This is a genomic window from Roseicyclus sediminis (assembly GCF_025515305.1).
In the GTDB taxonomy this organism is placed as follows: Bacteria; Pseudomonadota; Alphaproteobacteria; order Rhodobacterales; family Rhodobacteraceae; genus Roseibacterium; species Roseibacterium sediminis.
Map to the genome: position 1 here is coordinate 124,227 of NZ_JAOPHT010000002.1, position 13,389 is coordinate 137,615.

Genomic DNA, 13,389 nt, shown 5'->3' on the forward strand with positions numbered 1-13,389 from the left:
TCACGCGGCGCCGTGAGCGGCGGCAATGAGGTCCTGGGTTACCACGTCCTCCAGCGACACCGCAGCGGCCTCGAGCCCGCCCGAGGCGACCTCGAAATCGATGCCCTGCTGGAAAACCCCGGGGTCGAGCCACAGAAGGCCGTTCTCGGCGGCGTCCCCGATCGGCACGAAATCAGCCATCAGACGGCTTTCGACGGTCTGCGCCTCCAGGTCGAGGCCGCGCTGGCCGTAGGTCGACACCATCAGTTCCGCCATCTCCTCGGGGTTCTCGAGGTGCCACTGCCAGCCGCGGATCTCGGCCTTGAGCCAGCGGATCAGGACATCTCCGCGCTCGGCGATGGTCTCGTCCGTGGCGGTGATGACGCCCGCATAGCCCGGGATGCCGAGGTCGTTCATGTAGGCGATGTTGATGTCGACGCCGCGCGTCATCAGCATCACGCCCTGGTTCGTGGCCCAGCCGTAGTAGCCGTCGACCTGCCCGGCGGCGAGCATGCCGGGATCGGTGCCCACGGGCACGTATGTGACCGAGGCGGGATCGAGGCCGGCACTCGTCATCAGCGCGTCGATCTGCGGCTGCAGGCCCGTGGGGATCGCGATGGTCTTGCCGGGGAAGTCGGAGATCGAGGACAGCGGGCTTTCGGCGAGGCTCATGATCGCGCCCGGCGCACGCTGCATGATCGCGGCGAAGGCCTTGATCGGCATGCCGCCCGCGCGCGAACGGATCGTGCCCGGCACGTCGGTGTCCGAGGTGTCCGCCTGGCCTGTCGCGATGGCGACATCGGTGCCGATGGCGTTGGGGCCGCCGGTGAGGAACTCGGCCTCGATGCCTTCCTCCTCGAAATAGCCGTTGTGAATAGCCGCGAAATGCCCGCCGAACTGGATCGACTTGATCCAGCCGAGCTGGTGCACGACGCTGTCGAGGCTCTGGGCGCGGAGCGGCCCGGCCGCGCCGAGCGTCATGTAGCCAAGGCCGGCGAGCGCACCCGCGCCCTGCAGAAGCTCGCGCCGCTTGAGATGCAGCGCCGGTGTGGGGGATCGATGAAAGACAGGACGGGTCATGGGAGGGTCCTTTCCGGAAAGATGACGGGAGAAGCCGTGGTCCTGACAAAAGCGTACCGAGCGCGCGTCTCGGCCTGTCAAGTTGCAACACCGGAGCGATCCGCGACTGTCCGGGTTTTGCCGCAAAATGAAGCAGACTGCTGTCTGCGGCTGCATTTTGCAGATTTTACGTTTCGTAGAATGAATGGGATTTGGTGCGATGAAATTGCTTTGATAGAGAATCATGGAGTGAGCGAGAAACCCTGCACGATGCGAGGCGCGATGAAGCGGATCGAAGCGAACGGCATCGTCATGTCCTATGCCGAGGCCGGGCCGGAGGAGGCGCCGGCGGTTCTTCTGATCCATGGCCTCGGCTGGGATGCCTGGCGTCTCTGGTCGGGCGTTCTGGCCTCGCTGGCAGGGGCGGGGTTTCGCGTGCTTGCCCCGAACCTGCGCGGTGTCGGTGGCACCCAGGCGACCGGGGAAGCCTATTCCACGGCGCTCTATGCCGAGGATCTCCTGGCCTTTCTCGACGCGCTCGGCCTGTCCCGCGTCCGCGTCGTGGGCTTCTCCATGGGCGCCTCGATTGCCGGAAAACTTCTGGAACGGGCGCCGGAGAAGGTCGCTTCGCTGAGCCTCGCCTGCGGCGGGCTTCACGCCACCGAGGAGGGGATGCGGGGCGTCGAGGCGATGCTTTCGCGCGCGGAAACGCTCGGGCCCGACGCCTTCGCGGCCGAGCAGGCCGAGGCGATCTTCCGCCCCGCATGGGCGGCGGCCCATCGCGGCGAGGTCGAGGACTTCAAGCGCTGGCGCGCCGGGATGGACCAGTCCGCGCTCTTTCGCGCCTTCCGCTCTGGCCGCGGCACGGACCAGCGGGCCACCGTGAAGACGGCCGCCGCCGACGGGCTGCCCGTGCAGGTGATCGCCGCCGATGCCGACACCTTCCTGCCGCTCGACGATCTGCGCGCGCTGGCCTCCGCAATCCCCGGCGCGCGGCTCGACGTGATTTGCGCCTGCGGCCACATGGCCACGATCGAACAGCCCGAAGCCTTCGAGCGCGCGCTTCTGGAATTCCTTCTGTCCCAGGGAGACGGGTCATGAACGGTGACGCGCCCATCGGCCTTCTGACGGGCTCCGCGCCCTTCGCGGGCCTGCCCGACAGTCCCGCCGCCGCGCTTGTCGCCGCCTTCGACGGGCGCAGGATCGGCGGCGTCACGATCCGCGGCGTCGAGAAACCGGTCAGCCTCGCCCGCCTTCCGGGTATCGTCGAGGAACTCGTCGCGACCCATCGTCCGGTCTTCATCGTCTCCCTCGGTCTCGCCCCCGGCGAGGCGGTGTTCCGGCTGGAGACGACCGCGATCAACCGCGTCGATTTCGGGGTGGCCGACAACGAGGGCGCGCGCCCGACCGGTGGCGGCCCGATCGAGGAGGGCGGTCCGCCCGCGCGCTTCGCCACCTGGGACGCGAGGGCGCTTGCCGACGGGTTGCTGGACAAGGGGCTGCCCGCGGTCGTCTCGCACCACGCGGGCACGCACCTTTGCAACCTCGTGCTCTATTGCGCGCTCGGCGCCATGGAGCGGGCGGGGCTGTCCTTCCCCGTGGGCTTTCTGCACCTGCCGTACGCGCCGGGACAGGTGGCGCGGTTCCTGCGCGAGGGGCCACCGGGCGGGGACACCGCGCCGATGACGCCGCGCGCGCTGCCCAGCCTTCCGATGGACACGCAGGAGGCGGCGCTCGACCTCATCCTGACGCGCCTTGGGGGACAGACGCTTGGCTAGCCCCGCCCTTGCCGAAATGCGCGGCCAGCAGCGCCTCGAACCAGGCGGCCTGCGGCGCCTGCGCAGCTTCGATCAGGGCCTCCTGTCGGGCCCGGTCCTGGCATCCGGGCCTGCGATAATGGCCGGGATAGGCGGCCTGCCATTGCCGGAACTGCTCGGCGGTGGCCTCGGGGTGGAACTGAAGCCCGAGGACTGCGGGACCTGCGCGGAAGGCCTGGTTGGGAAAGAGGTCGCTTTCCGCCAGCCGCTCGGCCCCGGCCGGCAGGTCGAAGCCGTGGAAATGCGACTGCGTGACGGTCAGGGGCGCTGGAAGGAAATCCTCGGCCCCCGCCACGGGCCGGACCTCGTAGAAGCCGAATTCCACGCGCCCGTCGGGCAGGGGGCCGACCGCCGCCCCCATGTGCCGCGCGATCATCTGCGCGCCGAGGCAGATGCCGAGGATCGGGCGCCCGGCCTCCAGCGTTTCCGCGATCCAGCGGTACTCGTCGCGCAGGAAGATGTTGACGTCCTCGCTGTCGGCATTGAACCGGCCGCCATAGACGATGGTTCCGGCATAGTCCCCGGGACGCTCGGGCAGCGGATCGCCGAGATGCGGGCGGACCACCTCGACGGCGTGGCCATTGGCGTGAAGCCAGGCGTGTGCCCGGTCGATCATCGGCGGCGGATTGTGACTGATGAGAAGGATGCGGCGCGTCATGTTGCTTCTCCTTGCCGACAGAGGTGGCTTGCATGCGTATCGACAACCTGACCGAGACACGCGACGAGTATCTCGATCTCGAACTCGCGTCCGCCGCAAGTCGGTTCGTGCGCGACGTGATCGCCATGGCACCGGGCGCCGAAGTGCTCGTCACGACCGACAGCCGGACGGACCTGCGGGTGCCCCGGGCCATTGCGCGTGCGGTGGCGGCGGCGGGTGGCGTGCCCGTCACGCTGCATTACCCCTCGCCCGGCGCGTCCTACGGGGCCTCGCCCGCGCTTGTGGGTGCGGCGGCGGCGGCGGCCGACATCTGGGTCGCCTGTTCCTGGAACGAGCTGATCTATACCGAGGCCTGGTCGGCGGCGATGGCGAAGGGCGTTCTCTACGTCTCCTATGGCGGGCTCGACGTCGATGGCTTCGTGCGATGCGTCGGCGGGGTGGATGCGCCGCGGCTGGAGGAAATGGGCTTTGCCTTGATGGCGCTTCTGCGGGATGCGGATGTCCGGGTGACGAGTGCCGCGGGAACCGACATCGCCTTTCACAACCGCGGCGGCGAGATGGGCAAGTTCCGCATGACGGCGAGCCCCGAACGCAGGCCGATCATGCTGGCCGGACAACTGACATGGGAGGCGAACGAGGCTTCCATGGCGGGCGTCCTCGTCGCCGATGGCGTGCTGTCCCCGCCGGAGGAGGTGGGCCTGATCGCCCGGCCGGTGCGCCTGACGGTCGAGGAGGGGCGCATCATGTCGATCGAGGGTGGGCGCGAGGCTGCGCTCCTGACCCGGTGGCTGGAGCACAAGGGCGACCCGACGTTGCGCAGGACCGCCCATGTCTCGCTTGGCTTCAATCCCGGCGTGCCGGTGCCCACGGGTCGGCTTCTGGAGGACGAGCGCGCCTTCGGCGATATCGACTTCGGCTGGGGCGCCTGGGTCGACAGGCCGGCGGCGGGGCATTTCGACTTCACCTGCCGGCAGGTCAGCCTCTGGGCCAATGGCCTGGAGGTCCTGCGCGAGGGCCGTTTCGTCGAACCGACCCTCGCCCGGATATGCCGCGAGATGGGCGTCCCGGGCCACTGAGGCGGCTCAGGGAAGCTGCGCCTTGTAGAAGTCGTCCATGTAGCGGCCGAAATGGATCGGGCCGGTGATCGGGTCGGTGCCGGGTTCGATCAGTGCGGGAATGGGGGCGATGATCGAGTCGTAATCGGCATTCGCGAAATGCGGCAGCGACATGCGATCCTGCTTCTTGCGGTTCACGACGCGGTGCAGGTTCGAGACGTAGCGCCCGTTGGTCCAGTTCATCATCACGTCGCCGATATTGACGACGAAGGTCCCTTCGATCGGCGTGGCCTGAACCCAGCCCTTCTCGCGGTGCTTCACCTCCAGCCCGCCGACCTGGTCCTGCATCAGGATCGTGAAGGCGCCGGTATCCGAATGCTCGCCCGCGCCGATCTTCAGGTCCTTGGGGTCGACGCTCGCCGGCGCGGGATAGTAGAGCAGGCTCTGCTGGATCAGCGGGCGGCGGTAGAAGGGCTCGAAGAAATCCTCGGGCAGGTCGAGGCCGAGGGCGAACATCTGGCGCAGGTGCACCGACAATTCCAGCATCGCGTCCTGGTAGGCGGTCACCACCTCGCGGAAGCCCGGCAGGTGGTCGGGCCAGCGGTTGGGCGCATGCATCGGCTTGCCGCGCAGGACGTCGGGGTCGTCGGCGGGCAGTTCGAGCATGGTGCGAAAGGTGCCGAGCCCGCCGTTCTTCGTCGGCACGTAGCCCCGGAACCACTCGGCCGTGGCGAGCGTGCGGCGCCGCTCTTCCTCTGGCTGGGCGAAGAAGCGCTGCGTCTGGGCGAAGGTGTCGTCGACCAGTGCCGGGCTGAGGCCGTGGCCCGCCATGTAGAGGAACCCGACCGTGGAACACGCCTGCGCCACCTCGTCGGCGATGGCCTTGCGCCTGGCCGGGCTGCCGCCGACGAAGCCGGTCATGTCGATCACGGGGATCTCGTTTTCGTTCAGCCTGGGGGCTTCCTCGTAGACCTGTTCGGCGGCGTCGGACATGCGTGCTCTCCTGTTCGGACGTGCGGGCCGGCGCGCCACTGCCTTTTTCGGCGGCATCGGGCCCGGAGGGGTGCGTATATCCGAACCACATCAGACATTATTTCCAGATAGTAGAAAAAATGCCGGATTTGCTGGACAGCCTTTCGCCAGTGATTAAACCTTGCGCAACGGAGCACGATTTGCGCGGGAGACGGCCTTTTGCCGAACCAGTTCTCACTCGATGGCATGGCGGTGTTCGTCACCGGGGCGGCCAACGGCATGGGGGCGGGAATCAGCCGTGTCCTTCACGAGGCGGGCGCAAGGGTGATCCTGTCTGGCCGCGATGTCCCGGCGCTCGAGGCGCTTGCGACGGAGCTTCCGGGCTCGGTCGTCGTGCCCTGCGACGTGACCGACGAAGCCAGCGTTGTCGCCGCCGTCGCTGCCGCAAGGGCGGCGGCCGCGGGCATGCGCTGGGGCCTTGCGAACGTTGCCGGTGGCACCGGTCCGGACGGCAAGACATTGTGGGAGCACAGCCTGGCCGAGGTGGAGGAGATCTTCGCCGTCAATGTCCACGGTCCCTTCCTTACGATGAAGCATTTCCTGCCCATCATGATCGCGGCGGGGCAGGGGACGATCGTGAACGTCGGCGGCACGTTCGGCTTCAAGGGCGCGCCGCTGTCCTCGGCCTATGGCGCGACGAAATGGGCGCTGCGCGGCTTCACGCGCACCGCCGCGCTCGAGGCCGGACCCCATGGCGTGCGCGTCAACTCCGTGAACCCCGGCGGGGTCGACGGGCCGCGCCTGATGCGCCAGCTTGGCGAGGCGGCCGAGCGGACGGGCCAGGACGCCGACCGGCTCTATGCCGATTTCGCCGCGCGCTCGGCGCTCGGCAAGATGAGCAGCGACCGCGACGTGGCGAATGCCGTCCTCTTCCTTCTGAGCGATGCGGCGGGCAACATCACCGGCCAGGACATCCTGGTGGACGGCGGAACCGTGGTCTGATTTGCGCCGCGACACACACAGAGGACTGGGAGCATCCATGACCCTTTTCCGCCTATCCCCATGTGGGCGTCCATGAGGCTCGGGCTGTCCGGACAGGTGGTCCTGCTGACCGGACCCACGAGCGGCATGGGCCCCGACATCGCGCTGGCCTTCGCCGAGGAAGGCGCGCGGCTGGGGCTTCTGACGCGCGAGCCTGCGTCCGTCGAGGGGCTTGCGGCCGACATCGCCGCGCTCGGGTCGGAGGCCGAGGTCTTCGCCTGCGACATCACCGATGAGCAGAGCTGCGCCGCCGCCGCGGCCGCCGCGCGCTCGGCGCTTGGCCCGGCCTATGCGCTCATCAACGTGGCCGGAGGATCGGGTCCCATCGGCAAGACCGGGGTGGAGACGACGCGCGACGAGTTCCACGATATCCTCGATCTCAACACCACCGGGATCTTCAACATGATCCGCGCCGTCGCCCCCGCGATGATCGCCGAGGGCCGTGGCCGGATCGTCAGCGTCGGCGGCACGTTCGGAATGCGCGGCCGCGCCGGGCGGCTGGCCTATTCGGCCTCGAAATGGGGCCTGCGCGGGGTGACGAAAAGCTTCGCGCTGGAGCTTGGGCCGCATGGCATCACCGTCAACACGGTCGCCCCCGGGATGGTCGACGGCCCGAGGTTCCGCGATAAGGTCTGCGCCAACATGGTCGCCACGCAGGGCATCACGATGGACGAGGCCGCGCGCCGCCATGCCGCCGATTACGCGCTCGGCCGGGTCTCGACGGCGCGCGACGTGGCCAACGCCTGTGTCTTCCTCGCCTCGGAAGCGGCGCGCCAGATCACCGGCGTCGATCTGCCCGTGGACGGCGGCTGGGCCGCACTTTGACACATGATACGAAAGGACCCGACATGACGGAACTCAGGATCACCGCAGGCGACTTCGTCTTCGACGCAAGGCTGGAGGAGGAGAAGGCGCCAATGACCTGCGCGGCCTTCCGCAAGGTGATGCCGTTCTCCGGCCAGATCGTGCATGTCCGCTGGTCGGGCGAGGGGGTCTGGATCCCGCTTGGCGATACCGATTTCGGGGTCGGCTACGAGAACCACACCACCTATCCCTCGGCCGGCCAGATCGTACTCTATCCCGGCGGGATCAGCGAGACGGAGATCCTGCTCGCCTATGGCGGGATATCCTTTGCCTCGCGGATGGGACCGCTGGCCGGAAACCACTTCATCACGCTGACGAGCAACCTCGACCGGCTGATGGAGCTGGGCAATTCCGTCCTGTGGAAGGGCGCCCACGATATCCGGTTCGAGTTCGCCTGACGCCGTCTAGCCGAGCTTCTCGGCAAGGGCCGCGCGCACCACGCGCGCCGTGCGCTCGACATGCTCGGTCAACATCGCCTCGGCGCGCGCGACGTCGCGGTTGACCGCGCAATCCGCCAGCGCCTTGTGCTGGGAGGCGAGGCGCTGTTGCGCGTCGGGGTCGAACCCGATGAGGCGGCGGTAACGGTCGAAATGATCGTAGAGGACGCCGCAGAAATGCCGCGTCATGGCCGAGCCGCAGGCGTCGATCAGCGCCTCGTGGAAGGCCCTGTGCCGCGCTTCCCATTCGTCGTGGACGGCATTGACCGTCCCGGCCTCGTAGCGGCGCGACGCACGGTCGAGACGGTGGGCCGCGATCAGGATCCGCTCCTCCCACTCCTCGTCGCCGTTCTCGACCGAGACACGGAAGGCCCCGGGCTCGAGCCGCAGGCGCATCGCGGCGATGTCGTCGAAATCGGCGAGGCTGACCTCGGGCACGCGGAATCCGCGGTTGATCTCGCGCACCACGAGCCGGTCCGCGGTCAGTTGCGCCAGTGCCTCGCGCAGCCGGCTGACCCCGAGGTCGTACCGCTTCTGCATGTCGGCGAAGCGAAGGGCGCTGCCCGGCGGATAGGCCCCGGCGATGATGTCGGCGCGCAGCCTCTCGTAGACCGGCGAAGCCTCCTCGCCCTCGGTCTGCATCAGGTCGTGGTCGCTCAAGGTCCGTGGTCTCCTGTTGCCTTGTTGCGCGCCGGATCGCGTGTTTTTTCCGCGTTGGCAAGCCATCACCCGCGGTGGCGCCCAAGCTGCGTTGCGCCCCAGAATTTGCTAGTCTAGGCTGATTTTATACAGTTCGAAAAGAGTGGAATATCCGATGGGTCTGGACCTGCTGCTCAAGAATGCCAGGGTCGTCACCGAGACGCGCGTCTTCGAGGCAGCCGTCGGCGTCGCGGACGGGCGCATCGCCTACATCGGTGCGGGCCCGGAGTATCCCCGGGCGCAGCGGATCATCGACCTCGAAGGACGCCACCTTCTGCCCGGCTGCATCGACGTTCACGTGCATTTCCGCGAGCCGGGCATGACCCAGAAGGAGGATTTCGGCACAGGCACCGCGGCCGCCGCGGCCGGTGGCGTAACCTGCGCCTTCGACATGCCCAACACGCTTCCGCCCACCGACAGCGCGGCGCGGCTGGCCGAGAAGCGCGCGATGGCCGAGGAGAAGGCGCTGATCGATTTCGGGCTTTACGGGCTTCTGGGCGAGCACAACCTCGCCGAGCTTCCCGCCATGGCCGAGGCGGGCATGATCGGCACGAAGCTGTTTCTGGGGAACACCACGGGCGACAATCCCTGTCCCTCGGACGGCGCGGTTCTGGAAGGCTTCGAGATCCTCGCCGCCCTGGGACTGCGCTGTTCCATCCATGCCGAGAATTCGCCGATCCTGTTCTGGCGGCAGAACCGGCTGAAGGCAGCGGGGCGGAACGATCCCCTGTCCCATCTCGCCGCGCGCACCGACGTCGTGGCCATCGAGGCGCTGAACCGCGCCGCGACGCTGGCCGACTGGACGGGCGCGCGCATCCACATCGTGCACGAAAGCTGCGCGGGGTCGGTCCCCTTCATCCGCTTCTGGAAGGACCGCGGCGTCGACATCACCGTCGAGACCCTGCCGCAGTACCTGTATCTCGACGCCGAGAGCATGAGCGCCCCCGGCGGCCACCTGCTCCGGATGAATCCGCCCATCCGGCAGAAGGCCCACCAGGACCCTCTCTGGGCCGCGCTTCTCGACGGGACCATCGACTTCGTCGCGACCGATCACGCCCCGCATACCGTGCAGGAAAAGGAGGGCGCCACGATCTGGGACATGGCCTGCGGCTTCCCCGGCGTGCAGACCTCGCTGCCGCTGATGCTGGAGGCGGTGTCGGCGGGGCGCATGGGCCTCCGGGACGTGGTGCGGATCATGGCGGGCGCGCCGTCGCGTGCCTTCGGGCTGTCGGACCGGAAAGGCGCGATCGGGGTCGGGATGGATGCCGATCTCGTTGTCGTCGACATGGGAAAGACCGGAACGCTCGGTGCCGAAAGCCTTCTCTCGCGGGGCAAGATCTCGGTCTACGAGGGGCGCGAGGTCCGGGGCATGCCGGTGATGACCTTCCTGCGCGGGCACCTCGTGGCCCAGGACGGGGCCATCGTCGACGAGGCACCGCGCGGCCGGATGCTGCGCCCGAACATGCCTCTGCCCGCGCCGCGCAACACGGCCACAACGATGCAGGCGGTCCTTCGGCCCGGAAACGTTCCCTGGGATTGAAGTGCGCCCTGAAATCTATTCTTTGGAAAGGCTTGCGGGGCGAATTTCAGGTGCTTCACCGCCGCGTCAACCGCCCGCCCGCCGCGTGGATCGAAAAAGACTCGTGAGGAGAAAGCAGATCGCCGCCACACAGACGATGGTCGGTCCGGCGGGCGTATCGAGGACATAGGCCGTCCTGAGGCCCACGACCGCCGAACCCGCGCCGATGGCCGCCGCGATGAACGCCATTCCCTCGGGCGTGCGTGCAAGCGGGCGCGCCGCCGCCGCAGGAATGATCAGCATAGCCGCGATCAGGAGGACACCCACGACCTTGATCGCCACGGCCACCGTGATGGCCAGCGCCAGTGTCAGGATCAGCTGCTCGCGCCTGGGGTCGATGCCGCTGGAATAGGCCAGATCCTCGTTCAGGGTCGCCGTCAGAAGCGGTGACCAGCGCCACGCGATGAGGCCCACGACCATCGCCGCGCCGCCCCAGATCACGGCCAGGTCGCCCCGCGACACGGCAAGGATGTCGCCGAAGAGATAGGCCATAAGGTCGATGCGGATCCCCGACAGGAACGACACGGCGACCAGCCCGAAGGCCAGCGCGGAGTGGGCCAGCACACCCAGAAGCGTGTCCATCGCGTAGCCGCGCCCCGACAGGATCGTGACCGTCAGCGCCATGGCAAGCGCCACCGCCATCGCGCCGGCGAAGACCGAGATCTGCAATGCCAGCGACAGGGCGACGCCGAGGATCGCGGCATGCGCCGTCGCATCCCCGAAATAGGCCATACGGCGCCAGACGACGAAACTGCCGAGCGGCGCCGCCGCCAGCGCCACGCCGATCCCGGCCAGCGTCGCGCGCGTCATGAAATCGTCCAGCATCACTCCGCCGCCTCCGTGGCCTTGTCGCCGTGCGCATGGTCGTGGTCGTGGCCGCAACTGGCGTCGTGCTGGTGGTCGTGCTCGTGCCGGTAGAGGGCCAGCGCGCCGCCGGTACCCGTGCCGAACAGCGCGCGATACTCCGGGGCCGAGGACACGATCTCGGGCGTTCCCTCGCAGCAGACATGCCCGTTGAGGCAGATCACCCGGTCCGACGCGCTCATCACGACGTGCAGCTCGTGGCTGATCATGACGACGGCGCATCCGGTTTCGCGGCGCACTTCCTCGATCCGGCGGTAGAAGGCCGCGGACCCGGGCTGATCGAGGCCCTGTGTCGCCTCGTCGAGCAGCAGCAGCTCGGGCCGGTTGATCAGCGCGTGGGCGAGAAGCACCCGCTGGAACTGGCCGCCCGACAGCGAGGACATCTGCTGCCGCGACAGGCCGGGCACGCCGGCACGCTCCAGCGCGGGGGCGCAGGCGCTGTGGGGAATGCCGCCGGGCAGGCGCAGGAAGCGTTCCACGCTGATGGGCAGGGTCGGGTCGATATGAAGCTTCTGCGGCACGTAGCCGATTCGGAGGCCGGGCTTGCGGCGGATCCGGCCCGAGGTCGGTTTCACCGCCCCGATCAGGGCACGCAGCAGGCTTGTCTTGCCGGACCCGTTCGGGCCGACGACCGTCACGATCTCACCCGGCGCGATGCTGAGCGACACGTCCCGGAGCACCGGAGCCGCGCCGTAGCCCACGCTCAGCCCCTCGACATCGAGCAGGGTCATGCTTCGGCCTTTTCCGCGCAGGCGGGGCAGACGCCCTCGGCTTCCACGACGGTCCGTTCCACCTGGAACCCGGCCGATTTCGCGGCATCCTTCAGGACCCTGCCGACCGGCGCGGACTGCGCCTCGGCGACGGAATCGCAGATGCGGCAGATCAGGAAGGCAGGCGAATGCTCGGCGCCGGGATGGGCGCAGGCGATGAAGGCGTTCAGCCGTTCGATCTTGTGCGCGAGCCCGTTGGCCACGAGGAAGTCGAGCGCGCGGTAGGCCACCGGCGGCTGCGAGCCGAAACCTTCCGCCCTGAGCCGGTCGAGCACATCGTAGGCACCGAGCGCGCGGTGTTCCTGCAGCAGGATTTCGAGCGTCCGGCGCCGCACCGGCGTGAAGCGAAGACCATCCTCGGCACAGATCGCATCGGCCGCGGCGATGGCGCTGTCCATGCACTGTGCGTGGTCGTGGGCCTCGAACCCGACTGCGTCGGTGGGTCCGGCATCCTGCATTCGGCCGCCACTTGTCATGTTATTTCATTTCCTGTATCGGGCACGTAACGTTATAAGATCACATGGAGTGCCCAATGTCCAGAAACCTGTTTCCTCTGTCCCTGACCGCCGCGCTTCTGGCGGGAACGGCCATGGCGGAGGTGCCCCGCGTGGCCGCCGATATCGCGCCGGTGCATTCGCTGGTGGCACGGGTGATGGACGGCGTGGGCGAGGCGCAGCTGATCGTCGCGCCGGGGGCCAGCCCGCACGAATACAGCCTGCGCCCCTCCGAGGCGGCGGCGCTGCAGGAGGCGGATCTCGTGTTCTGGGTCGGCGCCGACCTGACGCCCTGGCTCGAGGGCGCGATCGCCACGCTCGCGGGTGACGCCAACGTCACGGCCCTGATGGAGGTGGACGGCACGGTCGAGCTTCCCTTCCGGGAAGGCGCGCTCTTCGAAGCGCATGTTCATGGCGACGACGATCACGACCACGATCACGACCACGACGATCACGACCACGATCATGACCACGACGACCACGGCCACGACGACCACGGCCACGACGACCACGCGCATGACGAAGACCATGCCGACGCGCATGGTCACGACCACGGCGCCTACGATCCCCACGCCTGGCTGTCGCCCGACAACGCGGCGGTCTGGCTGAATGCGATCGCCGCCGCCCTGTCGGCGGAAGACCCGGACAACGCGGGTGCCTATTTCGCCAATGCCGCCGCAGGTCGCGAGGAGCTGGCCGCGCTCGCCGAGGAGATCGACGGCATTCTCGGCCCCGTCCGTGGACGCAACTTCATCGTATTCCACGACGCCTACCAGTATTTCGAGGTCGCCTTCGACTTCCCCGCGTCGGGTGCGATCTCGCTCTCGGACGCGACCGACCCGAGCCCGGCGCGGATCGCCGAGATCCAGGGCCGCGTCGCGGAGCAGGGCGTAACCTGCGTCCTGTCCGAGCCGCAGTTCGACCCCGGCATCGTCGCCGCCGTCATGGACGGTTCAGAGGCGCGCACCGGCGTGCTCGATCCGCTCGGTTCTGACCTCGAACCCGGTGCCGCGCTTTATCCGCAGATGCTGCGCAACCTCGCCAACGCGCTGGCCGATTGCCTCTGACGGCCGGGCGGCGACGCGCGGCGCTCGGGGTTCA

Annotated in this window: 15 protein-coding genes; 8 read left to right on the forward strand and 7 right to left on the reverse strand. The window is 68.4% G+C overall.

Annotated features, from left to right (window positions below; all coding sequences use genetic code 11):
• The gene (locus N8I71_RS03085; RefSeq protein WP_262876461.1) at nt 1–1,059 is read right to left on the reverse strand and encodes an ABC transporter substrate-binding protein; all 1,059 of its coding nucleotides are present in this window, start codon (nt 1,057–1,059) and stop codon (nt 1–3) included.
• A gap of 228 nt (nt 1,060–1,287) precedes the next feature.
• Between N8I71_RS03085 and N8I71_RS03090 the strand changes: the two genes are divergently transcribed.
• Nucleotides 1,288–2,139, forward strand: coding sequence for an alpha/beta fold hydrolase (locus N8I71_RS03090; protein ID WP_262876462.1), 852 nt, complete (start codon nt 1,288–1,290; stop codon nt 2,137–2,139).
• Nucleotides 2,136–2,816: a pyroglutamyl-peptidase I family protein gene (locus N8I71_RS03095; protein ID WP_262876463.1), complete on the forward strand. Its 681-nt coding sequence runs from the start codon at nt 2,136–2,138 to the stop codon at nt 2,814–2,816. Before N8I71_RS03090 ends, N8I71_RS03095 begins: the two co-directional genes overlap by 4 nt.
• Here N8I71_RS03095 and N8I71_RS03100 read toward each other — a convergent pair.
• Nucleotides 2,779–3,513: a glutamine amidotransferase-related protein gene (locus N8I71_RS03100; protein ID WP_262876464.1), complete on the reverse strand. Its 735-nt coding sequence runs from the start codon at nt 3,511–3,513 to the stop codon at nt 2,779–2,781. The two genes, N8I71_RS03095 and N8I71_RS03100, sit on opposite strands and share 38 nt — an antisense overlap.
• 32 nt (nt 3,514–3,545) lie before the next feature.
• Here N8I71_RS03100 and N8I71_RS03105 point away from each other — a divergent pair, with 32 nt between their 5' ends.
• Complete coding sequence (locus N8I71_RS03105) at nt 3,546–4,589, forward strand: M29 family metallopeptidase (RefSeq protein WP_262876465.1); 1,044 nt, start codon at nt 3,546–3,548, stop codon at nt 4,587–4,589.
• Between the two features lie 6 nt (nt 4,590–4,595).
• Here the strand turns inward: N8I71_RS03105 and N8I71_RS03110 are convergent, their stop codons facing one another.
• Nucleotides 4,596–5,561 carry an isopenicillin N synthase family dioxygenase gene (locus N8I71_RS03110; protein ID WP_262876466.1) on the reverse strand — a complete coding sequence of 322 codons (966 nt, stop codon included), beginning with the start codon at nt 5,559–5,561 and terminating at the stop codon, nt 4,596–4,598.
• Between the two features lie 198 nt (nt 5,562–5,759).
• Here N8I71_RS03110 and N8I71_RS03115 point away from each other — a divergent pair, with 198 nt between their 5' ends.
• The 3 genes from N8I71_RS03115 (at nt 5,760) to N8I71_RS03125 (ending at nt 7,843) form a co-directional block, all read left to right on the forward strand.
• Nucleotides 5,760–6,542 carry an SDR family NAD(P)-dependent oxidoreductase gene (locus N8I71_RS03115; protein ID WP_262876467.1) on the forward strand — a complete coding sequence of 261 codons (783 nt, stop codon included), beginning with the start codon at nt 5,760–5,762 and terminating at the stop codon, nt 6,540–6,542.
• Between the two features lie 72 nt (nt 6,543–6,614).
• On the forward strand, nt 6,615–7,406 hold the full coding sequence (locus N8I71_RS03120) for an SDR family NAD(P)-dependent oxidoreductase (RefSeq protein WP_262876468.1): 792 nt from the start codon (nt 6,615–6,617) through the stop codon (nt 7,404–7,406).
• A gap of 23 nt (nt 7,407–7,429) precedes the next feature.
• A complete protein-coding gene (locus tag N8I71_RS03125) occupies nt 7,430–7,843 on the forward strand; it encodes a DUF3830 family protein (RefSeq protein ID WP_262876469.1) in 414 nt (137 codons plus the stop codon).
• Nucleotides 7,844–7,849: 6 nt separating this feature from the next.
• Here the strand turns inward: N8I71_RS03125 and N8I71_RS03130 are convergent, their stop codons facing one another.
• On the reverse strand, nt 7,850–8,542 hold the full coding sequence (locus N8I71_RS03130) for a GntR family transcriptional regulator (RefSeq protein ID WP_262876470.1): 693 nt from the start codon (nt 8,540–8,542) through the stop codon (nt 7,850–7,852).
• A gap of 154 nt (nt 8,543–8,696) precedes the next feature.
• Between N8I71_RS03130 and allB the strand changes: the two genes are divergently transcribed.
• Nucleotides 8,697–10,121: an allantoinase AllB gene (gene allB, locus N8I71_RS03135; RefSeq protein ID WP_262876471.1), complete on the forward strand. Its 1,425-nt coding sequence runs from the start codon at nt 8,697–8,699 to the stop codon at nt 10,119–10,121.
• A gap of 66 nt (nt 10,122–10,187) precedes the next feature.
• On the opposite strand, the gene N8I71_RS03140 is transcribed toward allB, so the two are convergent.
• Genes N8I71_RS03140 through N8I71_RS03150 form a run of 3 tightly spaced genes read right to left on the reverse strand, consistent with a single transcriptional unit; the run spans nt 10,188 to nt 12,270 of the window.
• The gene (locus N8I71_RS03140; protein ID WP_262876472.1) at nt 10,188–10,985 is read right to left on the reverse strand and encodes a metal ABC transporter permease; all 798 of its coding nucleotides are present in this window, start codon (nt 10,983–10,985) and stop codon (nt 10,188–10,190) included.
• Nucleotides 10,985–11,755 carry an ATP-binding cassette domain-containing protein gene (locus N8I71_RS03145; RefSeq protein WP_262876473.1) on the reverse strand — a complete coding sequence of 257 codons (771 nt, stop codon included), beginning with the start codon at nt 11,753–11,755 and terminating at the stop codon, nt 10,985–10,987. The genes N8I71_RS03140 and N8I71_RS03145 overlap by 1 nt, the downstream gene beginning before the upstream one ends.
• On the reverse strand, nt 11,752–12,270 hold the full coding sequence (locus N8I71_RS03150) for a Fur family transcriptional regulator (RefSeq protein ID WP_406676066.1): 519 nt from the start codon (nt 12,268–12,270) through the stop codon (nt 11,752–11,754). Before N8I71_RS03150 ends, N8I71_RS03145 begins: the two co-directional genes overlap by 4 nt.
• 56 nt (nt 12,271–12,326) lie before the next feature.
• Here N8I71_RS03150 and N8I71_RS03155 point away from each other — a divergent pair, with 56 nt between their 5' ends.
• Complete coding sequence (locus N8I71_RS03155; protein WP_262876475.1) at nt 12,327–13,355, forward strand: zinc ABC transporter substrate-binding protein; 1,029 nt, start codon at nt 12,327–12,329, stop codon at nt 13,353–13,355.
• The last annotated feature ends 34 nt before the right edge of the window (nt 13,356–13,389 follow it).

What these genes read in the sequence shown, in the direction of transcription:
- N8I71_RS03085 (WP_262876461.1), bottom strand. Translation starts at nt 1,059, where the DNA reads ATGACCCGTCCTGTCTTTCATCGATCCCCCACACCGGCGCTGCATCTC.
- N8I71_RS03095 (WP_262876463.1), top strand. Translation starts at nt 2,136, where the DNA reads ATGAACGGTGACGCGCCCATCGGCCTTCTGACGGGCTCCGCGCCCTTC.
- N8I71_RS03100 (WP_262876464.1), bottom strand. Translation starts at nt 3,513, where the DNA reads ATGACGCGCCGCATCCTTCTCATCAGTCACAATCCGCCGCCGATGATC.
- N8I71_RS03105 (WP_262876465.1), top strand. Translation starts at nt 3,546, where the DNA reads ATGCGTATCGACAACCTGACCGAGACACGCGACGAGTATCTCGATCTC.
- N8I71_RS03110 (WP_262876466.1), bottom strand. Translation starts at nt 5,561, where the DNA reads ATGTCCGACGCCGCCGAACAGGTCTACGAGGAAGCCCCCAGGCTGAAC.
- N8I71_RS03120 (WP_262876468.1), top strand. Translation starts at nt 6,615, where the DNA reads ATGAGGCTCGGGCTGTCCGGACAGGTGGTCCTGCTGACCGGACCCACG.
- N8I71_RS03125 (WP_262876469.1), top strand. Translation starts at nt 7,430, where the DNA reads ATGACGGAACTCAGGATCACCGCAGGCGACTTCGTCTTCGACGCAAGG.
- allB (WP_262876471.1), top strand. Translation starts at nt 8,697, where the DNA reads ATGGGTCTGGACCTGCTGCTCAAGAATGCCAGGGTCGTCACCGAGACG.
- N8I71_RS03140 (WP_262876472.1), bottom strand. Translation starts at nt 10,985, where the DNA reads ATGCTGGACGATTTCATGACGCGCGCGACGCTGGCCGGGATCGGCGTG.
- N8I71_RS03145 (WP_262876473.1), bottom strand. Translation starts at nt 11,755, where the DNA reads ATGACCCTGCTCGATGTCGAGGGGCTGAGCGTGGGCTACGGCGCGGCT.
- N8I71_RS03150 (WP_406676066.1), bottom strand. Translation starts at nt 12,270, where the DNA reads ATGACAAGTGGCGGCCGAATGCAGGATGCCGGACCCACCGACGCAGTC.
- N8I71_RS03155 (WP_262876475.1), top strand. Translation starts at nt 12,327, where the DNA reads ATGTCCAGAAACCTGTTTCCTCTGTCCCTGACCGCCGCGCTTCTGGCG.